Genomic DNA, 22,871 nt, shown 5'->3' with positions numbered 1-22,871 from the left:
TCAGAACGCGAGAACTCCTTCAGACCGTGCGCACTTCAGCACGTGCGAACTCCTACAGACGTGCGCGCTTCAGCACGCGTGACGCGGCCCCCGCCCACCCCGGACACGAAGAAGGCCCCAGGCGAATCGCCTGGGGCCTTCTCACTCAGCACTCACTCAGTTGTAGGTACCGGGCGTGATGTCGTCCGTCGAGAACGCGTCGAAGTCGACGTAGCCGAAGTCGCCGTCAGCGTACGCACCGTCGGATGCGAAGATCCGGTTCGGGTAGCGCTCGCTCTTGGCTTCCTCGGTGGCCTCGACCGTGACGTCGCGGTACTTCGAGAGACCGGTGCCGGCAGGGATGAGCTTTCCGATGATGACGTTCTCCTTGAGACCGACCAGCGGGTCACGCTTGCCCTGCATCGCAGCCTCGGTGAGCACGCGGGTCGTCTCCTGGAAGGAGGCGGCCGACAGCCACGACTCGGTCGCGAGCGACGCCTTCGTGATACCCATCAGCTCCGGACGGCCGGACGCGGGGCGCTTGCCCTCGGACACAGCCTCGCGGTTGATCGACTGGTAGCGCTTGAGGTCGACCATCTCACCCGGGAGCAGAGTCGTGTCGGCGTGATCGACGACGGTGACCTTGCGGAGCATCTGACGGACGATGACCTCGATGTGCTTGTCGTGGATCGGCACACCCTGCGAGCGGTACACGCCTTGGACGCCGCCGACGAGGTAACGCTGCACCTCGCGAGCACCCATGACGCGCATGATCTCCTTGGGGTCGAGCGTGCCGACCTGCAGGGGCTGACCGACGGTGACGTGCTGGCCGTCCTCGACGAGAAGCGTGGCACGCTTCAGCACCGGGTAGACCACGGGCTCGTCGCCGCTGTCGGGCGTGAGGATGACCTTCTTGCCCTTGTCGGTCTCGTCGATCGTGATGCGGCCATCGGCCTCGGCGATCGGGGACGCACCCTTGGGGGTACGCGCCTCGAAGAGCTCCTGCACACGGGGAAGACCCTGCGTGATGTCGTCCGCCGATGCCGAACCACCCGTGTGGAAGGTACGCATCGTCAGCTGGGTACCGGGCTCACCGATCGACTGGGCCGCGATGATGCCGACGGCCTCGCCGATGTCGACGGTCTTGCCGGTCGCGAGCGAACGGCCGTAGCACTGCGCGCAGACACCGACGGCGGAGTCGCAGGTCAGGACCGAGCGCACCTTGATGCTCTCGACACCGAGACCGACGAGCTTGTCGATCAGCACGTCACCCACGTCGTCACCGGCAGCGGCGAGCACCTCGCCCGACGCGCTCACGACATCGGAGGCCAGCGTACGAGCGAACACCGAGTTCTCGACGTTCGCGTCGCGCACGAGCTCACCCTGCGAGTTCGGAGCGGCGATCGGGAGCTCGAGGCCCTTCGACGTGCCACAGTCCTCTTCGCGGATGATGACGTCCTGCGAGACGTCCACCAGACGACGGGTCAGGTAACCCGAGTCGGCGGTACGCAGAGCGGTGTCGGCCAGACCCTTACGGGTACCGTGCGTCGCGATGAAGTACTCCGCCACCGACAGACCCTCGCGGTACGAGGAGATGATCGGACGCGGGATGATCTCACCCTTGGGGTTGTTCACCAGACCACGCATACCGGCGATGTTCCGGATCTGCAGCCAGTTACCACGAGCACCCGAGGACACCATGCGGTTGATGGTGTTGTCCTCCGGGAAGTTCGCCCGCATCGCGGCCTGGACCTCGTCGGTTGCCTCGGTCCAGATCTTGATGAGCTCCTGGCGACGCTCGGAGTCGGTCGTCAGACCCTTCTCGTACTGCGACTGAACCTTCGCGGCCTGCTTCTCGTAGCCGGCGACGATCTCGCCCTTGTTCGGCGGCGTGAGGATGTCGCTCAGGGCGACGGTCACACCGGAGCGCGTGGCCCAGTAGAAACCGGCGTCCTTGATGCGGTCCAGCGACGCGGCCGTCTCGACCTTCGGGTACTCCTCGGCCAGCTTGTTGACGATCTGCGACAGCTTGTTCTTGTCGGCCTGCTCGCGAACGAACGGGTAGCCCTTGGGAAGCGTGTCGTTGAAGATCGCCTGACCCAGCGAAGCGTCGACGAGACCGTGACGCTCGTAGCCCTCGGGAGCTTCGCCCTCGAGGAAGGTCAGACCGGGGATGCGGATGCGGATCTTCGCCTGCAGGTCGAGGGTGCCCTCGTCCTTGGCCAGGATCGCCTCGCCCACCGAACCGAACGCACGACCCTCACCGACCGCACCCTCCCTGACCGTGGTCAGGTGGTGCAGACCGATGATCATGTCCTGCGAAGGCAGGGTGACCGGACGACCGTCGGACGGCTTCAGGATGTTGTTCGACGCGAGCATCAGCACGCGGGCCTCGGCCTGAGCTTCGACCGAGAGCGGCAGGTGCACAGCCATCTGGTCACCGTCGAAGTCGGCGTTGAACGCCGCGCAGACGAGCGGGTGCAGCTGGATGGCCTTACCCTCGACGAGCTGCGGCTCGAACGCCTGGATACCCAGGCGGTGCAGGGTGGGTGCACGGTTGAGCAGCACCGGACGCTCGCGGATGATCTCCTCGAGCACGTCCCAGACCTCGGGACGGGTGCGCTCGACGGCGCGCTTGGCAGCCTTGATGTTCTGCGAGTGACCGAGATCGATCAGGCGCTTGATGACGAACGGCTTGAAGAGCTCCAGCGCCATCTGCTTGGGCAGACCGCACTGGTGCAGCTTCAGCTGCGGGCCGACGATGATGACCGAACGGCCGGAGTAATCGACACGCTTTCCGAGCAGGTTCTGACGGAAACGACCCTGCTTACCCTTCAGCATGTCGCTGAGGGACTTCAGGGCACGGTTACCCGTACCGGTGACGGGACGACCGCGGCGACCGTTGTCGAACAGTGCGTCGACGGCCTCCTGCAGCATGCGCTTCTCGTTGTTGACGATGATCTCGGGGGCACCGAGGTCGATCAGACGACGAAGACGGTTGTTGCGGTTGATCACACGACGGTAGAGGTCGTTCAGGTCGGAAGTCGCGAAGCGGCCACCGTCGAGCTGGACCATCGGGCGCAGCTCCGGCGGGATCACCGGGACGACGTCGAGGACCATCGCGGCCGGGCTCATGCCGGTCTCGAGGAACGAGCTGACGACCTTGAGGCGCTTGATCGCACGGATCTTGCGCTGGCCCTTGCCCTCGGAGATCTGCAGACGCAGGTTCTCCGCCTCGGCGACGAGGTCGAACGCCGCGAGGCGACGCTGGATCGACTCGGCGCCCATGTAGGCCTCGAAGTACTGGCCGAAGCGGTCCTGCAGCTCGTGGAAGACGTCGTCCTCCGGGCGCAGGGCACCGACCTCGAGGGTGCGGAAGTCTTCCCACACGCGCTCCAGCTTCAGGATCGCGTCGTCTGCACCCTTGCGGATGAGCGACATCTCCTTCTCAGCGGCGTCCTTGACCTTCTTCTTGGCGTCAGCCTTGGCACCCTCTGCCTCGAGAGCAGCGAGCTCCTCCTCCAGCTTGGCCAGGCGCTCCGCGATCTTGGCGTCGCGACGGTCGCCGAGCGTCTTCAGCTCGAGGCGGATGTTGTTCTCCTGCGTGCCCAGGTCGCGGTGACGAGCTTCCTCGTCGACCGAGATGACCATGTAGGCGGCGAAGTAGATGACCTTCTCGAGGTCCTTCGGTGCCATGTCGAGCAGGTAGCCGAGGCGCGAGGGCACGCCCTTGAAGTACCAGATGTGGGTGACCGGAGCAGCGAGCTCGATGTGACCCATGCGCTCACGACGAACGGAGCTCTTGGTGACCTCCACGCCGCAGCGCTCGCAGACGATGCCCTTGAAGCGGACGCGCTTGTACTTGCCGCAGGCGCACTCCCAGTCGCGGGACGGGCCGAAGATCTGCTCTCCGAAGAGACCATCCTTCTCCGGCTTCAGAGTGCGGTAGTTGATGGTTTCGGGCTTCTTGACCTCACCGTAGGACCACGCGCGGATGTTCTCTGCGGTGGCCAGGCCGATGCGAAGCTCGTCGAAAGTTGTGGACTCGAGCACTAGTTCTCCTGTGTCGGAAATTCTGTTTGAGAAGTCTGCTTCGGTGTGCCCGGGAGTTGGACCCCCGGGCACACCCGCGGATTAGATCTCGTCGATCGAGGCGGCCTCGAAGCGGCTGGAGATGTTGATACCGAGCTCTTCCGCGGCGCGGAACGCCTCATCGTCGGTGTCGCGGAGGTTCACCAGTGTGCCGTCAGCCGAGAGGACCTCGACGTTCAGGCAGAGCGACTGCATCTCCTTCATGAGCACCTTGAAGGACTCGGGGATGCCGGGCTCCTGGATGTTCTCGCCCTTGACGATCGCCTCGTACACCTTGACGCGGCCGAGGATGTCGTCGGACTTGATCGTGAGGAGCTCCTGGAGCGCGTATGCGGCGCCGTAGGCCTCGAGGGCCCACACCTCCATCTCACCGAAGCGCTGTCCACCGAACTGCGCCTTACCACCGAGCGGCTGCTGGGTGATCATCGAGTACGGACCCGTGGAACGTGCGTGGATCTTGTCGTCGACCAGGTGGTGCAGCTTCAGGATGTACATGTAGCCCACGGAGATCGGGGCCGGGAACGGCTCGCCGGAGCGGCCGTCGAACATCTGGGCCTTTCCGCTCGAGTCGATCAGGCGCACACCGTCGCGGGTCGGGGTCGTGGCGTCGAGGAGACCAGCGATCTCCTCCTCGCTCGCACCGTCGAACACCGGGGTGGCGACCTTCGTACCGGGAGCAGCCTCGAAGGCCTCCTCCGGCAGACGGACGGCCCACTCCGGGGTGCCCTCGACCTTCCAGCCCTGCTTCGCGATCCACCCGAGGTGGGTCTCGAGCACCTGGCCGAAGTTCATTCGACCGGGGATGCCGAGCGGGTTCAGGACGATGTCGACCGGGGTGCCGTCCGCCATGAACGGCATGTCCTCGATCGGGAGGATCTTCGCGATGACACCCTTGTTGCCGTGACGGCCGGCGAGCTTGTCACCCTCGGTGATCTTGCGCTTCTGGGCGATGTAGACCACGACGCGGCGGTTGACACCGGAGCCGAGCTCGTCGTCGCCGTCCTCGGCGTTGAACTCCTTGACCGCGATAATGGTTCCCTGCTCGCCGTGAGGCACCTTCAGGGACGTGTCGCGGACCTCGCGGCTCTTCTCGTTGAAGATCGCGCGCAGCAGACGCTCCTCGGCCGACAGCTCGGTCTCACCCTTCGGCGTGACCTTGCCGACGAGGATGTCGCCGGGGCGGACCTCGGCGCCGATGCGGATGATGCCGCGCTCGTCGAGGTCTTTCAGCAGCTCCGGGCTGACGTTGGGGAGGTCACGGGTGATCTCCTCCTTGCCGAGCTTGGTGTCGCGCGCGTCGACCTCGTACTCCTCGATGTGGATCGAGGAGAGGGTGTCGTCCTTCACCAGGTCCTGGCTCAGGATGATCGCGTCCTCGAAGTTGTAGCCCTCCCACGTCATGAACGCGACGAGGAGGTTCTTCCCGAGGGCCAGCTCGCCGTTCTCGGTGGCGGGGCCATCGGCGATGACCTCTCCGACCTCGACGCGCTCACCGGCGTTGACGACGACCTTCTGGTTGTACGACGTGCCCTGGTTCGAGCGGTCGAACTTGCGGAGGTGGTACTCCTGCGTCCCGCCCTCATCGAGCATGACGACGACGCGGTCTGCGGAGACCTCGGAGACGACACCGGCCTTCTCGGCGGTGAGGACGTCACCGGCGTCGATGGCCGTGTAGCCCTCCATACCGGTTCCGACGAGCGGCGAGTCGCTGCGCAGCAGCGGGACGGCCTGACGCTGCATGTTGGCACCCATGAGGGCGCGCTGTGCGTCGTCGTGCTCGAGGAACGGCACGAGCGAGGTCGCGACCGACACCATCTGGCGCGGGGAGACGTCGATGTAGCCGATGTCTTCCGGCAGGAACATGTCGACCTCGCCGCTGCCGCCCTTGGGGCGGGCCAGGACGTGGCTCTCGATGAAGCGACCCTTGGCATCGAGCGGGGCGTTCGCCTGCGCGATGTTGAAGTCGACCTCTTCGGAAGCCGTGAGGTAGTCGATCTGCTCGGTCACGACGCCGTCGACGACCTTGCGGTACGGGGTCTCGATGAAACCGAACGAGTTGATGCGCGCGAAGGTCGCGAGCGCACCGATCAGACCGATGTTCGGGCCTTCCGGCGTCTCGATCGGGCACATGCGGCCGTAGTGCGAGGGGTGGACGTCACGGACCTCGACGCCGGCGCGGTCACGGGAGAGACCACCGGGTCCGAGCGCGGAGAGACGACGCTTGTTCGTCAGACCTGCGAGCGGGTTGTTCTGGTCCATGAACTGCGACAGCTGCGACGTTCCGAAGAACTCCTTGATCGCGGCGACGACGGGTCGCACGTTGATCAGGGTCTGCGGCGTGATCGCCTCGATGTCCTGCGTGGTCATGCGCTCGCGGACGACGCGCTCCATGCGGGAGAGACCGGTGCGGACCTGGTTCTGGATGAGCTCGCCGACCGCGCGGATGCGACGGTTGCCGAAGTTGTCGATGTCGTCGGTCGCGAGACGGATCTCGGCCTTCTTGCCACCGCGGATGCCCGTGAAGGTCTCCTCGGTGCCTGCGTGCAGGCGGACGAGGTACTTGATCGTGGCCACGATGTCCTCGACGGTGAGCACCGAGGAGGTCAGCGGCTGGTCCAGGCCCAGCTTGTGGTTGATCTTGTAACGACCGACCTTGGCCAGGTCGTAGCGCTTCGGGTTGAAGTAGAAGTTGTCCAGGAGGGCGCGGGCGGCCTCGGCGGCGACCTGCTCGCCCGGACGGAGCTTGCGGTAGATGTCGCGGAGCGCATCTTCCTTCGTGACGATCGTGTCCTTCGCGAGCGTCTCCTCGATCGAGGTGTAGCCGGCGAACTCGGCGAGGATCTCCTCGCTGGTCATGCCCAGCGCCTTGAGGAAGACGGTGACCGACTGCTTGCGCTTGCGGTCGACGCGCACGCCCACCTGGTCGCGCTTGTCGATCTCGAACTCGAGCCATGCGCCACGGCTCGGGATGACGCGCGCCGACACGATGTCCTTGTCGGACGTCTTGTCGGGGGTCTTGTCGAAGTAGACACCCGGGGAGCGGACCAGCTGCGAGACGACGACGCGCTCGGAACCGTTGATGATGAACGTGCCCTTGTCGGTCTGCAGCGGGAAGTCGCCCATGAAGACCGTCTGGGTCTTGATCTCACCCGTGAGGTGGTTCATGAACTCGGCCTCGACGTACAGCGGAGCGGCGTAGGTCTTGCCACGCTCCTTGCACTCCTCGATCGAGTACTTCTCCGGCTCGAGGTAGGGGTTCGTGAACGACAGCTGCATCGTCTCGCCGAGGTCCTCGATCGGGGAAATCTCCTCGAAGATCTCGCCCAGACCGCTGTTCTCGTTGACGTCCGTGCGCCCCTGCTTCTTGGCCTCGGCCACGCGCGCCTTCCAGGCGTCGTTGCCGACCAGCCAACCGAAGGATTCGGTCTGCAGAGCGAGAAGGTCAGGGACCGTCAGCGTGTCGGAGATCTTGGCGAACGAAAGACGGGAAGCTCCGCGTCCGTTCTTGGTGGTGGTGGATGTGGATGCGTTGCGAGCAGCAGCCAAGGGAATAACCTCCGTGAGCCCCGCAGGGCTTCTCGATTCCTTTGTCGTCAGGTGGAGTGTGCGCTCGAGAACTCAACGAAATGCCGACCACCATATGAGGGCAGGGAGGAGCGAGCGCAACTACCAACTATACGCACGATTGTGCGACATGGCAAGCGCAGTCCTTGACCAATGTGGGAAGCTGCGGTATGAGCCCTGGCCCGGTGCTCTCAGGACGCGATGTTCAGCTCGTTGCCGGGGATCGAGGCCAGCAGTCGCCGCGTGTACGGGTCCCGCGGGTTGGTGAAGATCTCCTCCGAGGTCGCCGCCTCGACGAGCCTGCCGTCCTTCATGACGCAGACGTAGTCGCTGATCAGTCGCACCACGGCGAGGTCGTGGGAGATGAACAGATAGCTCAGTCCGTACTCCCGTTGCAGGTCGCCGAGCAGCGTGAGGATCTGGTCCTGCACCAGCACGTCGAGTGCCGAGACCGGCTCGTCGCAGACGATCACGTCGGGAGAGAGGGCGAGGGCCCGCGCGATCGCGACGCGCTGCCGCTGGCCTCCGGACAGCTCGGACGGGTAGCGACGCAGCATCGACTGCGGCAGCGCCACGTCGTCCAGCAGCTGCCGTACGCGCTTGCGTCGATCGGCTCCGCTGCCCCTCTTGTAGAACTCCAGCGGTTCGGCGATCAGGCGCTCGATCGTGAACATGGGGTTCAGGCTCGAGTACGGATCCTGGAAGATGGGCTGCACCTGCTGGCGGAACTCGCGCGTCTCGGCCCGCGAGAGCGCCGAGATGTCCTTGCCCTCGTAGCGGATCAGTCCGCTCGTGGGCTCGATCACCTTCAGCAGCATGCGCGCGGTCGTGGTCTTCCCCGAGCCGGACTCCCCCACGATCGCGACCGTCTCCCCGCGCGGGATGACCAGCGACACGTCGTCGACGGCCACGAAGTCCTCGCCACGCCCGCGCACCGGGTACACCTTGGTGAGGTTCTCGATCTCGACGATGTTGTCGGCGGGGACGGTCCCGGCGGCATCCGTCTCTGCGGCATCCGTCTCTGCGGTGCGCTCCTGCACCCGGAAGGCCTCCGGCCGCAGTCGGGCGGCGGCGACCGAGGGAGCGGCCTTCACCAGCGACTGCGTGTACGGATGCTGCGGATCCTCCAGGATCTGCCGCGCGGCACCTTGCTCGACGACCTTGCCGCGGTGCATCACGATCACGCGCTCCGCGCGCTCAGCGGCGAGCCCGAGGTCGTGGGTGATGAGCAGCACGGCCGTTCCCAGCTCGCGGGTCATCTGCCCGATCTGATCGAGGATGGTCTGCTGCACGGTCACATCCAGGGCGCTGGTCGGCTCGTCGGCGATCAGCAGTCGCGGCTTGCACGCCAGACCGATCGCGATGAGCGCGCGCTGGCGCATGCCGCCGGAGAACTCGTGCGGGTACTGCTTCGCACGCCGCTCCGGGTCGGGAAGGCCCGCGGCCGTGAGTGCCTCCACCACCTTGGCCTGCACATCCTGCCGGGTCGCGAGACCGTGGGCGAGCAGCGTCTCGGCGACCTGCGTGCCGATCTTGGCCACCGGGTTCAGGTTCGACATCGGATCCTGCGGCACGAGACCGATGTCCCGGCCGCGGATCGTGCGCAGCTCGTTCTCGGAGGCGTGCGTGATGTCCCTCCCATCGAGCCGGATGCTCCCGGAGGCCACCTTCCCGCCACCCGCGAGCAGTCCGATGATCGCCATCGCGGTGGTCGACTTGCCCGAACCGGACTCGCCCACGATCGCGACGGTCTCGCCCGGACGGATCTCGAGGTCGACACCTTCGACGGCGTGCACGACCCCGTCCATGGTGGCGAAGTCCACGGCGAGTCCTTGGACGGACAGCAACGGCTCGGTCGACATCTGATTCTCCTTCACGGCGCGCGTCGCGCCTTCGTCGCGTGCGTTCATCGCGCCCTCGTCCGCGGGTCCATCGCCTCGCGCAACGCCTCGCCGAGGAGGGTGAAGCCGAGCGCCGTGACGGCGATGCAGATGCCGGGGAGGAACGCGAGCCACGGGGCGATCGCGAGTTCGGACTGTGCGTAGGTGAGCATGCGCCCCCACTCGGCCGTCGCGGGGCCGCCGCCGCCGAGACCGAGGAACGACAGCGCCGCCGCATCGATCACGGCGGTCGCGAGCGTCAGCGTCCCCTGCACGATCACGGGGCCGATGGCGTTGGGGAGCACGTGCGACATGGTGATCTTGCCGCGGCCGAGGCCGAGCGTCTGCGCCGACAGGACGTAGTCACTCGAACGCTGCTGCAGCATCGACGCACGGAGCAGCCGCGCGAAGATCGGCACCTGGGACGCACCGATGGCGATCATCACCGCGAACGGGGTCTGTCCGAGGATCGCGGCGATCGACACCGCGAGCAGCAGGTTCGGCACCGAGAGGATGATGTCGACCACGCGCATGATCACGGTGTCGACCCAGCCGCCGAACGTCCCGGCGATGAGGCCGAGGATCATGCCGCCGACAAGGCCCATCGCGGTGGAGATGACACCGATCAGGAGTGATGCCTGCGCGCCCCAGATCAGCTTCGACAGCACGTCTCCGCCGAACCGGTCGAGGCCGAGCGGGAACTCCGGCAGCTCCCCCGGACCGGGTATGTGGGTCGGCGTGATGTACTTCGCCCCGGGAAGCGCCGTCTCCGGGTACGGAGCCAGCCAGGGAGAGAGTGCGGCGACGAGCAGGAACAGCAGCACGATGACGGCGCCGATCCAGGCCGTGGGATTACGACGGAGGCGGCGGAACACGTCCTGCCAGAATCCGCCGGAGCTCTTCTTCAGGTCGGCCTGCGCGATCGCGACGGTGTCGATGCCGCCGCCGCTCTCTGCCGATGGCCCCTGGGCGGGCGGAAGAGGGATGCTCATGCGACCGCCTCCTTTCGGACGATGGAGAGGGACATCACTGCACCCTCACTCTCGGGTCGATGAAGCTGTAGGAGACATCGACCGCCAGGTTGATCAGCGCGTACGCGATCGCGATGAAGATGATGAAACCCTGAAGGACCGGGAAGTCCCTGGTGAAGATCGCCCTCGCCAGGAACGAGCCGATGCCGGGGAAGGCGAACACCGTTTCGGTGAGCACCGCCCCGGAGATCAGGAGTCCGGTCTGCAGGCCGATCGTGGTGATCACCGGGAGCATGGCGTTGCGCAGGATGAAGCGGTTGCGCAGCGTCGGAGAACCGACGCCCTTCGCCCGGCCGGTGCGCACGTAGTCCGCGTTCTGGACTTCCAGCACACTCGCCCTGGTGATGCGCACGATGATCGCGAGCGGGATCGTCCCGAGCGCGAGGGCCGGCAGGATCAGATGCAGGATCGCGTCCCATGCGGCGTCGAATTCACCGGTGATGATGCCGTCCCACACATAGAACCCCGTGGGATGCGTGGCGTCTATTCGAGGATCCTGTCGTCCGTCAGACGGCAGCCAGCCCAGCTGCACGGCGAACACGTACTTCAGGATGAACGCCAGGAAGAACACCGGGATCGTGATGCCGACGAGGCTCAGCACGACCGATGCGTGGTCGGTGAACTTGCCGTGACGGCGGGCCGCCCAGTAGCCCAGCGGGATACCGATGCCGACCGCGAAGATGAGCGCCATGACGCTCAGCTCCAGCGTCGCGGGGAACCGGCGGAGGAACTCCTCCGTCACCGGCCGGTTCGTCTGGATGGACGTTCCGAAGTCGCCCTGCAGGAGTCGGCCGATCCAGGTGAAGTACTGCTGGATGATCGGCTCGTCGAAGCCGTACAGCTCGTTGACCCTGGCGATGGCCTCGGGGGTGGCCTTCTCACCGAGGAGGGCGACCGCGGGGCCGCCGGGAAGGGCCCTGACCCAGGCGAACAGCAGGATGCTGAGCCCGAACAGGGTGGGGATGAGGAACAGCAGTCGCCTGCCGATGGTGCGCAGCACGAAGATCTCCGTCGATCGGAAGGTACGCCGCTCCCCGGTCCCGCGGAGTGCGCGGGACCGGGGCTCGACGTATCACACGGTCAGGCCTACTTGGTGAGGACGATGTCGGTGAAGACCTCGTCGTTCACGGGGCTGGCCGGGTAGCTCTCCACGCGCGGGTCGAACGCCAGGGTCGGCGCCGGGTGTGCGAGCGGGACACCGGGGATGAACGTGGCGACCATCTCGTTGATCTCCTCGTACAGCGCGGTCTGCTCCTCGAGGTTGGAGACGCCGCGCGCCTCGGTCAGCTTCTGGAACAGCTCCGGGTTGTCGAAGCCCCACTCGGAGCTCTTCTGTCCGAAGAAGACGCCGACGAAGTTGTCGGTGTCGTTGTAGTCACCGGTCCAGCCCAGCAGGTGGATGCCGTGGTCGGCCGTGCCGGTGGTGCGGTCGAGGTACTCGACCCACTCCTCCGAGACCGGGGTGGTCTCGACGCCGACTTCGGAGAGCTGCGACGACAGGACCGTGTAGATCTGCTCGGGGTCCGGCATGTAGGGACGAGAGACGTTGACCGGGTAGTTGAACGTCAGCTTCAGCGGGTTCGCCTCGTCGTAGCCCGCCTCGGCCAGCAGCGACTTGGCCTTCTCGGGGTCGTAGTCGAAGGTCGTCACGTCCGGGTTGTAGCCGTTGACGACCTCGGGGACGAACTCGATCGCCTTCTGCGTGCCCTCGGGGAGCACCTGGCTGATCAGGGCGTCCTTGTCGACGGCGTACGACAGCGCCTCACGGACCTTCGGGTCCTGGAGCTCCGGGACGGCCTGGTTGAACGCGAGGTACAGGATCGTGAACGGCGGGCGCGAGACCATCGTGAACCCGTCGTCGGCGAGGGCCTTGGTGTCGGCGGGGCCGACGAGGTCGTAGCCGTCGATCGAGCCGGACTCGAGTGCCTGGCGGCGGGCGGTCGGGTCATCGATCGTGCGGAAGATGATCTCGTCGATCTGACCGGCATCGCCCCAGTAGTCGTCGTAGGCCGTGAGCGTGACCTGCTCGCCCGGTGCCCACTCCTCGAACTGGTACGGCCCGGTACCCACCGGGTGTCCCATCGCGTACTCGGACAGCTGCGGTGCCTCGGCAGAACCGCTGACGTCGTCGGCGCCGAACTCCTGCATGGCCGACGGGCTCTGCATGGCGAACGAGGGCAGCGAGAGGGAAGCGACGAAGCCGGCGAACGGCTTGTTCAGGTCGACCGTGACCGAGTAGTCGCCGTCCGGGGTGCACGACTTGTAGACGGCATCCGCCGCGTTGGAGGCGTACCCCTTGAAGAGCTTGTTGTAGTAGTAGCCGAAGGCCTCAGAGGCGGCCAGACCGGTCCAGTTGAACCAGCGGTCGAAGTTGGCGCACACGGCCTCGGCGTTGAACGGCGTCCCGTCCTGGAAGGTCACGTTCTCCTTGAGCGTGAACGTGTGCGACATGCCGTCCTCGGACGACTCCCACTTCTCGGCGAGGAGCGGCGCGGGGTCGGCGGTGCCGGGCTCGGTGCCGACGAGACCCTCGAAGATCTGACGCGAGACGCGGAAGCTCTCGCCGTCCTGCGCGAACGCGGGGTCGAGGCTCGCCGGGTCGGAGGACGCCGCGAAGACGAACGTCCCGTCCACGTCGCCGGAGCCCTCGGCGCCGTCATCCCCTCGTTCGCTCGCGACGCACCCGGCGAGGGCGAGAGCGGCGATCGTGGCTCCGGCTGCGGCGATGAGACCTCGCCGACGCTTGACTGATTGGTGCATTGTGTGACCTTCCCTGTCGGGCGCTTCTTTGCGCGTCCCGAAGCCTCTTCGCCTCGGGGACGGTGATGACTAGACGGTACCCAGCGGATCCTCAGATACCAAACGCATCCAGGTTGCAATCCGGTATCGGCGCGACCGGCGTCGATCCGGTAGTGTCCAGATCGTGCCCGACTCCCCCACGCTCGCCGTCTGCTTCGGAGAAGGTATGGTCGCCCTGGTCGCGGCCGCCGCGGGACCGCTCGAGGACTGCCGGACCTTCCACCGCTCCCTCGCGGGAGCCGAGTGGAACACCGCGATCGCTCTGGCATCCGCCGGTATCCGCACCGCCGTCGTCTCGCGCGTCGGCGATGACGGGTTCGGTCGTTTCCTCACGGCGGAGCTGCGCGCCCACGGCGTCGACGATTCCGCGGTGCAGGTCGACGCCGATGCGCCGACCGGACTCTATGTGAAGGAGCTCGCCCCGCGAGCGGATGGCGCGGTCGACGGCACGATGCACTACTACCGGTCGGGTTCCGCGGCCTCGGCGATGTCCCCGCAGACGTTGGCCGAGCCGGGGACCTCCGCACTCCTCGCCGAGGCGGCACTCGTGCACACCTCCGGAATCACCCCGGCCCTGTCCGCATCGGCACTCGCGGCGCAGGAATCGCTGTTCGCCGACCGGCGTCCCGACAGTCTGCTCAGCTTCGACCTGAACTGGCGGCCCGCGCTGTGGCGTGGCCGCGTGGCGGAGGGGAAGGCGGTCGTGTCGGACTTCACCCGCCGGGCCGACATCGTGTTCTGCACCCGTCCCGACGCCGAGGCGGTGTTCGGGACCAGTGACCCGCAGGAGCTCCGTGCGCTCTTCCCCGAGCCCCGGTACCTGCTGGTCACCGACTCCGGCGGTGCCGTCGCCTACGACGGCACCGAACGTGCCGAGAGTGAAGCGCTCGACGCCCCGGTCGTCGAGACGATCGGCGCCGGGGATGCCTTCGCCGCCGGATTCCTGGCCGGCGTCCTCACCGGACTCTCGCTCACGGGAAGCCTCGCCCGCGGACACCGCATCGCGACGCGCGCGCTGGTCAGCACCCGCGACCACGTCGACTGACACGCCCTCGGTCCAGGAAGAGTGGCCTCAGGGCCTCCGTCGCGACGGCACCGCGTCGTGCGTGCGCTGCAACGACACGGCCACCGGTTCGCCGCTGTGCTGCACGACACGGACGAAGAGCACGTCGACCAGGGCGAGCTGGGCGATACGGCTCGACATCGCGGCCATCCGGAACGGCGACTCCCGCGCGTGCGTGAGCAGCACGACATCCGCCGCGAGCGCCACCGGTGAATCGGCCACGCTGGTCACCGCGACCGCCAGGGCTCCGGCGTCGCGCGCGACGTCGAGAGCACGGATCGTCTCGGCGGTCTCGCCGCCGTGCGAGAACGCGATCGCCACATCACCGGTGGTGCGCAGAGCGGCGGCGGTCACCGCGAGATGCGGATCCGAGGAGTGCGAGACCGAGCATCCGATGCGAGACAGCTTCAGCAGCAGGTCCTGCGCCGTCAGGGACGACGCCGCCTGCCCGAAGAGATCGATGTGCCGTGCACCGACCACCGCGCGGGCGACCCGGTCGAGGGCATCGGCATCGAGGGCGAGCGCGGTCTGCTCGATCGCGTCGATCTCCTGCGCGGCGAGCTTGGCCGCGATGGCCGTCGGCCCGTCCTCCCTGTCGATCGCCGTGGTGTCCAGGCCGAAGCGCGCCTGCTGCGCCTGCGCGAGCGTGATGGCACGCGCGACCGCGACCCGGAGTTCCCGGTACCCGGAGTAGCCCAGGGACTGGGCATAGCGGGCGACCGTCGACAGGGACGTGCGGCAGAGCTGGGCGAGATCGTTGATCGCGAGGTCCACGACGAGCGTGGGGTCTCCGAGGATCGTCTCGGCAACCCGTGCCTCTGCGGCACTCACCTTCGGAAGGGAGCGTCGCACCCGAGCGAGAACGTCATCGTCCATGGGGGTCCTGTCTCAGCCGGCGCTGTTCATCCTCTGCGTCACGGCGAAGCGCCCCAGGAGTGCTTCCCTCGCCATCTGCGCACCGAGCCTACTGGCAGCGGCGACCTCGATGGTGGGCAGCGGAAGGGGACTCCGCGTCGGAAGACCGACGTTGACGACGACCGCTCCGGGATCACGGACAGCCGTCCGCTCGACGAGAGAGCGCTGCGCGGCATCCGTGTCCGGCCTGTCGATCAGCAGCACCGTCGTACCGGGCGCCGCCGTGACCTCGTCGAGCACACGGTCCTGCTCCGGCAGGTCGGTGGACGCGACGTCCAGGCGCACACAGAGTCCGTCTGCGGCGAGGGCATTCGCCACGTACGATCCCGCACTGTCGACGGCGAGGGTCGACCGGCGGCGCGCGTCGATGACCGCGAGGGCCGTGGCTGCCTCGGGGGCATCGCCGGAGACCGTCACCGTCCGACGCACGATCTCCGCGGCGTCGTAGTCGTCCGGGTCGTCGTGCCCGAGCTCTGCGGCGGCGCGCAGCTTGGTGGCGAGTGCGGCGACGCGAGCGGCCGCCTCCTCCACGCGCGCACGGGAGAGCGAGCCGTCGCGCAACGCGGCGACGATCCCGTCCCTGGCGGCGTGGAAGTCCCGTTCGTCCTGGTCCACAAGCGCGGCGTCACCCGGGTTGGTCGGGTTGCCGATGCAGAGGAGGTCGGCCCCGGCAGCGAGGGCGAGCGCCGCTCCCCCGCCGAGTCCGACCGTCTCGCGGATGGCGGCCATGTCCAGCGCATCCGTGATGATGACGCCGTCATAGCCCCAGTCGCGCAGCTTTCCGAGCACGCGGGGGTTGAGCGTCGCGGGCTGCTCGCCCCACGCCGGGACCACGATGTGGGCGGTCATCACGGCATCGACGCCGGCATCGACCGCCGCGCGGAACGGCTCCAGGTGCACCCGTTCGAACTCCTCGACGTCGAGAGTGATCTCGGGAAGGGAGTGGTGCGAGTCGAGGTGGGTGTCGCCGTGGCCGGGGAAGTGCTTCACGCACGCGGCGACCGCGGAGTCCTGGATGCCGTCGATCGTCGCGACCACGTGACGGGAGACGAGCGCCTCGTCGTCACCGAAGGCCCGCACGCCGATCACCGGGTTGCGAGGGTCGGTGTTGACGTCGGCGACTGGACCGAGCACGACGTTCGCGCCGACCGCACGCACCCGCCGGGCGAGTTCCGCGCCGGTCCGCTCCGAGGCGACCAGGTCGTCGAGGAGCCCGAGCTGAGCGGCTCCGGGCACGGTGGAGCCGGTGGCGGATTCGAGGCGCGTGACGCTGCCGCCCTCTTCGTCGATGCCGATCAGGGCGTTCGGGTTCGCGTCGAGGATCTCGGCGCTCAAGGCCGGGAGTCCTTCGCCGACGTTCTGGCCGAAGTACACCACGCCGGCCAGGCCGTCACGCAGTTCCTGGCGCAACCACTCGGGTGCTTCGGTGCCGAAGAATCCCGGCCACAGCACACCGTTCGCGAGGCGCTCGAGCTCGTCGGTCATCCCTTCACCGCTCCTGCGACCATGCCCGAGGCGAGCTTGCGCTGCACGAGGACGAAGAAGATCATGACCGGGACCGTGATGATGGTCGAGGCCGCCATGATGCTGCCCCAGTCGTTGGAGTAGAGGCCGAAGAACGACTTCAGACCGATCGAGACCGTGTACTGGTCGGTCTGCGCGCCGAGGATCGTCATCGCGAAGATGAACTCGTTCCACGCGGTGATGAAGCTGAAGATGCTCGTCGCGACGAGACCGGGCATGACCAGGGGCAGCAGCACCGAACGGAACATCCGCCACCAGCTCGCGCCGTCGATGTACGCCGCCTCTTCGAGCTCGACGGGGACGGCGGCCACGAAGCCGCGCAGCATCCAGATGCCGAACGCGAGGGACAGCGCGACGTACACGACCATGAGTCCGAGGATGCTGTTGAGCAGACCGAGGCTCTTGACCTGGAGAAAGAGCGGGATGACGAGCGCCTCGAGCGGCACCATCTGCACGATGAGGATCATCATCAGGATCATGGTGCGGAACTTGAACTTGAACCGCGCGACGGCGACCGCGGCGAGCAGACACACGAGCGCACTGACGAGCACGGTGACGAGCGCGACGATCGCCGAGTTGCGGAGGTAGGTGCCGAAGCCGCCCTCGGTCAAGACGAAGGCGAAGTTGTCCCACGTGAATTCCTGGGGGACCAACGACTGCCCGCCGCTGGAGGCCTTGGCGTCGAAGGCGCTGGAGACCATCCAGTAGACGGGGAACAGGGTGAAGATCAGGACCGCGGCGACCGCGATGCCGGTGCCGATGCGGGAGCGGAGCCTCGGACGCGGGTTCACAGCTCGTCCTCCTTCATGAGGGAGCGGATGTAGACGATCGTGATGCCGATGAGCACGAGGGTGAGCAGCACGGCGAGAGCGGCACCGAATCCGTAGCGGTTCTGTCCGAAGGACTCGACGTAGGACCAGACACCGAGGTTCAGCACCTGACGGTTGCCACCCCCGCCGCCGGGCATCAGGTACACCTGTGCGAAGACCTTGAAGTCCCAGATGGTCGAGAGGATGATCACGACCGAGAACACGGGCCTGAGCGTCGGGAAGATGATCTTCCAGAAGCGGCGCCAGGCGCCCGCACCGTCGAGCGCTGCGGCTTCGAGCATCTCCTTCGAGACGCCGAGGAGGCCGGCCAGCACGGTGATCGCCACGAACGGGAAGCCGTGGTGGACCACGTTGAGGAGCACGATGGCGTAGAACGACCACTGGTTCGTGAACCAGTTGACCGGATCGCTCATGAGCCCCAGGTCCATGAGGACCTGGTTGAAGATGCCGCGGTCGGCATCGAAGATGAAGGTCCAGACGTACGTGCCGGTCACGGCGGGCATCGCCCACGCGACCATGATGCAGCTGGAGACGATGACCCGCCAGGTCGTGCCGAGGCGCGCGAGGAGCAGGGCCACGAGCGTGCCGACGGCCACGGTGACGAACACCGCGACGGCGGCGAACCCGACCGTGTTGGGCAGCACCACCGTCCAGAGAGTCGGGTTGGTGAGCGCCTCGACGTAGTTGTCGAAGCCGATCCAGTTGTTCTCCCCGGTGTTGATCTCACGCAGGCCGTAGTCCTGCAGCGAGTAGATGAACACCTGGACGAGCGGCCAGAGCATGAGCACCGCGAGGATGGCCAGCCCGGGCGCGAGAAGGAGCCAGGGGCGGGCCGCGACGATCGAGAGACCGCGTCGCTTCCGGCCGCCGGCCACGGAGGCGGAGGTGGACTCCGCCTTCGTGGCCGGCAGTGGCGCTTGCACCATCGACATGGAAGGGATGCTTCCTTACTGGTTGAGCAGTTCGGTCATCTCGGCGGCGGCGTCCTTCGTCGCGGTGGCGACGTCCTTCTGCCCGCTGAGGATGGCCTGGATCATGGAGTTGGTCGTCTTCTTCGCCTGCACGGCGCCGAAGTTCGGGGTGACCGGCACGGATGCGCCGCCGTCGACCATCTGCTCGGCGAACGGTGCGACGAGCGGGTCGGTCGAGGCGAGGGCCTCCTCCATCGCGGACTGCACGCCCGGGAAGTAGCCGGTCTCGTTCGACCACTGCTCGGCGAACTCACCGGTGGTGACGAGCTTCACGAACTCCCACGCCAGGTCGGCGTTCTTGGTCGTGTTGAAGATCGAGAGGTGCGATCCGCCCAGCACGGACGGGGCGATGCCGCCGTCTTCGCCGGGGATGACCGCGGCGCCGATCTTGCCCTCGAGCTCGGGGTTCGCCTCGATGAGCGAGTTCGGCGTCCAGGAGCCGGAGAGCATCATGGCGACGTTGCCCTGCGTGAACGCGTCGCGGAGGTCGGTCTCCTTCCAGGTGGTCGCACCTGCGGAGGAGAAGCCGTGCTCGGTCGCCAGGCCCGTGTAGAACTCGATGCCCGCCTGCGACTCGGCGCTGTCGAGCTCGCTCGTCCAGGTGTCGCCGTCCTTCGTGGCGATCTCGCCGCCGGCACCCCAGACCCAGGGGTAGACCTGGAACTCGGCGTCACCCGGAACCGGGAACGGCAGCATGTCGGGCTTGGCCGCCTTGATCGCGTCACCCGCGGCGACGATGTCGTCCCACGTCTTCGGAGCGTCGAGACCGAGTTCCTCGAACACGTCGGCGCGGTAGACGAGCGAGCGGACGCCGGCGTACCAGGGCATGCCGTAGAGCTCACCGTCGTAGGTGCCGGCGACCTCGAGGCCCTCGACCAGGTCGCCGCGCAGGTCCTTCTCACCGTCGACGTACTCGTCGATCGGGAGGAGTGCTCCGGCGTCGGCGAACTCAGCGGTCCAGGTGGTGCCGGTCTCGGCGATGTCGGGGGTCGTGCCACCGGCGATGGAGGTCACGAAGCGATCGTGAGCGTCGGCCCACTGGATCTCCTCGATCTTGACCGTCGCACCGGTCTCCTTCTCGAAGGCTGCCGAGACGTCGTCGTAGAAGGCGGTCGCGTCGGGGTTGGTGCCCTTCATGATCCAGACGGTGAGCTCCTTGCCCTCACCGTCGGCCGAACCGGTGTCGCTGCCGCCGGCGCAGCCGGCGAGGGCGAGCGTGGCCACGGCGCCGAGCGCCACGGCCGAGAGAATGCGCTTGTGCATTGCGGGGATCTCCTCTTTGAAAGTCCTGGAAAGCATCGGGTACTCACCGGGGGTTAGGAAAAAGTATCCACGACTAACTAATTCCCTGCAAGTTGCTCCCACAATCGTCATGTGGCCGTAACATCAGCTTCCCCCGGTAGGCTCCCCGGATGGTTCGCCGCACTCCTGACAAGGACCGTTCGACGGTCGCCCGCCACGCGACGCTCCCCTCTCCCGGGCCCGCCAGAGGTTTCCTGAAGATCGCCGGGATCACGCTGGGCGTCGTGCTCGTCTCCGCGATCGCCGTCGCCGCTTTCGTCGTGACCGACTACTTCAACCGATTCAACGACGGTGCCGTCACGCTGGAGGGTGCGCCGGAGGTCGAGCCGCCGTCGATCAGTGCCTACCCCGGCGAGTTCAGCATGCTCATCATCGGGACCGACGAGTGCGGTGCGGTGTCGACGGGCCTGCTGGGTGAGCGCTGCTCCGAGGCTGACGGCGGAATCCTCAACGACGTGAACCTGCTCGTGCACGTGTCGGCGGAACCCCGCAAGGTCACGGCGATCTCGCTCCCCCGCGATCTGATGCTCGAGACGCCGGAGTGCACCCTGCCCGATGGATCCGTCGCCTCGGCCACGAGCAAGACGCAGATCAACTCGATCTTCCAGCGAGCCGGACTGTCCTGCGTGGCGAAGACGGTGACCGAGCTCACAGGCATGGAGATCCCCTTCGCCGCGAAGATCGACTTCGACGGCGTGATGGAGGTGACCGATGCGATCGGCGGCGTCGAGGTGTGCATCGGCGGCGACGGCATCCGAGACAGCCACACCGCTCTCGACTGGGCGCCGGGCCCCCGCACCGTCTCCGGCTACGAAGCCCTCCAGTTCATCCGCACGCGGCACGGCGTCGGCGACGAGAGCGACATGGCGAGGGTGTCGAACCAACAGCAGTACATGTCGCGCCTGGTGAAGAAGATCATGAGCGACGAGGTCCTCACCGACCCCGGCAAGGTGCTCGGACTCGCCAACACCGTCGTCGACAACATCGACCCGAGCGACCAGCTGGCCAACCCGGTGCGTCTGGCCCAGCTCGCCCTCTCCATCAAGGATGTGCCGTTCTCCGAGTTCGTCTTCGTGCAGTATCCCGTGTTCGAGGACCCGGACGATCCCGACCGCGTCATCCCCAACCGCGAGGCTGCCGCGACGATCTGGGATGCGCTGAAGGCCGGCCAGTCGGTGCAGCTGACGGGCAAGGCCAGCAACAACGGCGGCGTCGAGCTCGTCGACCCCGCGCCGGGAACCGATCCGGAGGCACCGGCGACCGAGACGCCCCCCACCGGGACACCCTCGCCGCGGGCCACGCTCGACCCGGCCATCTCCGGCCAGACGGTCGAGCAGGAGACGTGCGCCAACGGCAAGCTGCGCTGAGCCCCTCCCCGGAGCGTAGGCTCGTGCCCATGGGCCGGACGAGATCGCGCGACACCGAGCACCCGCAGGCCCGACTCGATCATGGCGGCATCGCCGGTGTCATGCCGTCGGAGTTCACCACGGGCTTCGAGTTGATCGTCGACGGCACCCCGCAGTCGCACGTCGACCTCGACGACCCGACGCACCTGCACTTCGAGTACATCGTGCGCATGGGGGCGGTGATCGACCAGCTCGCCGCAGGCCCGCTGACCGCCGTGCACCTCGGCGCCGGCGCGATGACGATCCCCCGCTACATCGAAGCGACGCGCCCCGGCTCCCGCCAGCAGGTCATCGAGCTGGAGGCTCCGCTGGCACAGCTGGTCAGGGAGCACCTCCCGCTGCCGAAGGGCGCCTCCATCCGGATCAGGATCGGCGACGCGCGGGCGGGCGTCACGAAGCTCCCGAACGCACTGCGGACGAACTGCGACCTCGTCGTCTCCGACGTCTACTCGGGAGCACAGACGCCCGCACACCTCACCAGCGTCGAGTTCTACCGCGAGCTCGCGGAGCTGCTGGCTCCCGGCGGCGTGCTCCTCGTCAACGTCGCCGACGGTCCCGGCCTCGCCTTCGCCCGGCGCCAGACGGCGACGATCGCGGAGGTCCTCCCGGAGGTCGCCGTGCTCGCCGACACCCAGGTGCTCAAGGGCAGACGATTCGGGAACCTCGTGATCGCGGCGTCCGCCGCTCCCCTGCCGACGGAATGGCTGCCGCGGATTCTCGCCGCCGGCCCCCACCCCGCGAAGATCGCCCAAGGCGCCGAGGTCGAGACGTTCACCCAGGGCGCCCGCATCGTCACGGATGCGGATGCCGTCGCCTCACCGCGTCCCGACGCCTCGCTGTTCCTGCGCTGAGCCGGCCTATCCGGCACAGCGACGACGCCGGATGCGGCGACCAGGGCGCGCCGCCGGGACGACCCCGCGACCGGAAGGCAGACTGGACGGGGACGCTGCGGAAGGAGAGCAATGAGTTTCATCCGGGGATACGACCAGGAGACCCTCCGCGAGGTGGTCGATCTCGACGAGTGCGCGACCCGTCTCGCGGAGATCGAGGGGCAGCGGAGCCTGCCCGCACTGCTGGAGCGGGTCTGGCTGTTGAAAGTGCTCGACCGCCTGGATGAGGCGCTCGCGCTGGCCGACGAGACCGTCCGCCAGGCGCGCATGGCCGGCACCCGCAAGGACGTGCTCCGCGCTCGCGTGCTGCACGCGACGATCCTGCAGTATCGGGGAGCGCATGCTGCTGCCGAACAGGAGCTGGCGACCTGCGCGACCGAGGCCGAGGGACAACGGTGGCTGTCGATCGCGGCCTTCGCGTATCAGCACCACGGCAAGAACGCCTACGACGCCGGGGACTTCGAGACCGCCCGGGAGAGCTTCAAGCAGTCGCTGTTCCTGCGTCGCGAGTCCGGTGCACAGGACAGCGAACTGGAGACCGCGCTGCTCGCGATCGAAGCGGCCGAGCGGCATCGTCCCTCACAGCTCATCGCGGGCTGAGTCCTCCCGCGACCGCGATGTCGGT

The 22,871-nt window shown here is 67.2% G+C and carries 15 protein-coding genes; 4 read left to right on the top strand and 11 right to left on the bottom strand.

The annotated features are described in order from the left end of the window. Positions 1-156: 156 nt before the first annotated feature. The 6 genes from rpoC to E0W80_RS06590 form a co-directional block, all read right to left on the bottom strand. On the bottom strand, positions 157-4,032 hold the full coding sequence (rpoC, locus tag E0W80_RS06615; protein WP_047520787.1) for a DNA-directed RNA polymerase subunit beta': 3,876 nt from the start codon (positions 4,030-4,032) through the stop codon (positions 157-159). A gap of 81 nt (positions 4,033-4,113) precedes the next feature. Continuing rightward, positions 4,114-7,617, bottom strand: coding sequence for a DNA-directed RNA polymerase subunit beta (locus E0W80_RS06610; protein ID WP_047520785.1), 3,504 nt, complete (start codon positions 7,615-7,617; stop codon positions 4,114-4,116). 209 nt (positions 7,618-7,826) lie between these two features. Beyond that, positions 7,827-9,545, bottom strand: coding sequence for an ABC transporter ATP-binding protein (locus E0W80_RS06605; RefSeq protein ID WP_131491794.1), 1,719 nt, complete (start codon positions 9,543-9,545; stop codon positions 7,827-7,829). Then, positions 9,542-10,507 (bottom strand): ABC transporter permease, encoded by a 966-nt coding sequence (locus tag E0W80_RS06600; protein ID WP_131491793.1) that lies wholly within the window; start codon positions 10,505-10,507, stop codon positions 9,542-9,544. Before E0W80_RS06600 ends, E0W80_RS06605 begins: the two co-directional genes overlap by 4 nt. 34 nt (positions 10,508-10,541) lie before the next feature. Further along, complete coding sequence (locus tag E0W80_RS06595; RefSeq protein WP_047520782.1) at positions 10,542-11,546, bottom strand: ABC transporter permease; 1,005 nt, start codon at positions 11,544-11,546, stop codon at positions 10,542-10,544. 86 nt (positions 11,547-11,632) lie between these two features. After that, positions 11,633-13,306 (bottom strand): ABC transporter substrate-binding protein, encoded by a 1,674-nt coding sequence (locus E0W80_RS06590; RefSeq protein WP_047520780.1) that lies wholly within the window; start codon positions 13,304-13,306, stop codon positions 11,633-11,635. 163 nt (positions 13,307-13,469) lie between these two features. Here E0W80_RS06590 and E0W80_RS06585 point away from each other — a divergent pair, with 163 nt between their 5' ends. Then, a complete protein-coding gene (locus E0W80_RS06585) occupies positions 13,470-14,390 on the top strand; it encodes a sugar kinase (RefSeq protein ID WP_131491792.1) in 921 nt (306 codons plus the stop codon). A gap of 27 nt (positions 14,391-14,417) precedes the next feature. On the opposite strand, the gene E0W80_RS06580 is transcribed toward E0W80_RS06585, so the two are convergent. Genes E0W80_RS06580 through E0W80_RS06560 form a run of 5 tightly spaced genes read right to left on the bottom strand, consistent with a single transcriptional unit; the run spans position 14,418 to position 19,911 of the window. Continuing rightward, on the bottom strand, positions 14,418-15,284 hold the full coding sequence (locus tag E0W80_RS06580; protein WP_131491791.1) for a MurR/RpiR family transcriptional regulator: 867 nt from the start codon (positions 15,282-15,284) through the stop codon (positions 14,418-14,420). A gap of 12 nt (positions 15,285-15,296) precedes the next feature. Next, complete coding sequence (locus E0W80_RS06575; RefSeq protein ID WP_131491790.1) at positions 15,297-16,808, bottom strand: glycoside hydrolase family 3 N-terminal domain-containing protein; 1,512 nt, start codon at positions 16,806-16,808, stop codon at positions 15,297-15,299. Further along, positions 16,805-17,638 carry a carbohydrate ABC transporter permease gene (locus E0W80_RS06570; protein WP_047520772.1) on the bottom strand — a complete coding sequence of 278 codons (834 nt, stop codon included), beginning with the start codon at positions 17,636-17,638 and terminating at the stop codon, positions 16,805-16,807. The genes E0W80_RS06575 and E0W80_RS06570 overlap by 4 nt, the downstream gene beginning before the upstream one ends. After that, the gene (locus tag E0W80_RS06565; RefSeq protein WP_047520770.1) at positions 17,635-18,609 is read right to left on the bottom strand and encodes a sugar ABC transporter permease; all 975 of its coding nucleotides are present in this window, start codon (positions 18,607-18,609) and stop codon (positions 17,635-17,637) included. Before E0W80_RS06565 ends, E0W80_RS06570 begins: the two co-directional genes overlap by 4 nt. A gap of 15 nt (positions 18,610-18,624) precedes the next feature. Next, the gene (locus E0W80_RS06560; RefSeq protein WP_131491789.1) at positions 18,625-19,911 is read right to left on the bottom strand and encodes a sugar ABC transporter substrate-binding protein; all 1,287 of its coding nucleotides are present in this window, start codon (positions 19,909-19,911) and stop codon (positions 18,625-18,627) included. 149 nt (positions 19,912-20,060) lie between these two features. On the opposite strand from E0W80_RS06560, the gene E0W80_RS06555 reads away from it, so the two are divergent. The 3 genes from E0W80_RS06555 (at position 20,061) to E0W80_RS06545 (ending at position 22,846) form a co-directional block, all read left to right on the top strand. Beyond that, positions 20,061-21,317 carry an LCP family protein gene (locus E0W80_RS06555; RefSeq protein ID WP_131491788.1) on the top strand — a complete coding sequence of 419 codons (1,257 nt, stop codon included), beginning with the start codon at positions 20,061-20,063 and terminating at the stop codon, positions 21,315-21,317. A gap of 29 nt (positions 21,318-21,346) precedes the next feature. Then, positions 21,347-22,207, top strand: coding sequence for a fused MFS/spermidine synthase (locus E0W80_RS06550; RefSeq protein WP_131491787.1), 861 nt, complete (start codon positions 21,347-21,349; stop codon positions 22,205-22,207). A 111-nt stretch (positions 22,208-22,318) separates the two neighbouring features. Beyond that, positions 22,319-22,846, top strand: a complete 528-nt coding sequence (locus tag E0W80_RS06545; protein ID WP_047520763.1) for a hypothetical protein — start codon at positions 22,319-22,321, stop codon at positions 22,844-22,846. The last annotated feature ends 25 nt before the right edge of the window (positions 22,847-22,871 follow it).

The organism is Microbacterium sp. PI-1, from assembly GCF_004337555.1.
Classification (GTDB): domain Bacteria; phylum Actinomycetota; class Actinomycetes; order Actinomycetales; family Microbacteriaceae; genus Microbacterium; species Microbacterium aurugineum.
Note: the sequence above shows the minus strand (reverse complement) of the source record. Positions and strands in the feature narration are given on the sequence as shown.

Coding starts and splice junctions, on each gene's coding strand:
- E0W80_RS06605 (WP_131491794.1), bottom strand. CDS start 9,545: ATGAACGCACGCGACGAAGGCGCGACGCGCGCCGTGAAGGAGAATCAG.
- E0W80_RS06600 (WP_131491793.1), bottom strand. CDS start 10,507: ATGAGCATCCCTCTTCCGCCCGCCCAGGGGCCATCGGCAGAGAGCGGC.
- E0W80_RS06590 (WP_047520780.1), bottom strand. CDS start 13,306: ATGCACCAATCAGTCAAGCGTCGGCGAGGTCTCATCGCCGCAGCCGGA.
- E0W80_RS06580 (WP_131491791.1), bottom strand. CDS start 15,284: ATGGACGATGACGTTCTCGCTCGGGTGCGACGCTCCCTTCCGAAGGTG.
- E0W80_RS06575 (WP_131491790.1), bottom strand. CDS start 16,808: ATGACCGACGAGCTCGAGCGCCTCGCGAACGGTGTGCTGTGGCCGGGA.
- E0W80_RS06565 (WP_047520770.1), bottom strand. CDS start 18,609: ATGTCGATGGTGCAAGCGCCACTGCCGGCCACGAAGGCGGAGTCCACC.
- E0W80_RS06560 (WP_131491789.1), bottom strand. CDS start 19,911: ATGCACAAGCGCATTCTCTCGGCCGTGGCGCTCGGCGCCGTGGCCACG.
- E0W80_RS06555 (WP_131491788.1), top strand. CDS start 20,061: ATGGTTCGCCGCACTCCTGACAAGGACCGTTCGACGGTCGCCCGCCAC.
- E0W80_RS06550 (WP_131491787.1), top strand. CDS start 21,347: ATGGGCCGGACGAGATCGCGCGACACCGAGCACCCGCAGGCCCGACTC.
- E0W80_RS06545 (WP_047520763.1), top strand. CDS start 22,319: ATGAGTTTCATCCGGGGATACGACCAGGAGACCCTCCGCGAGGTGGTC.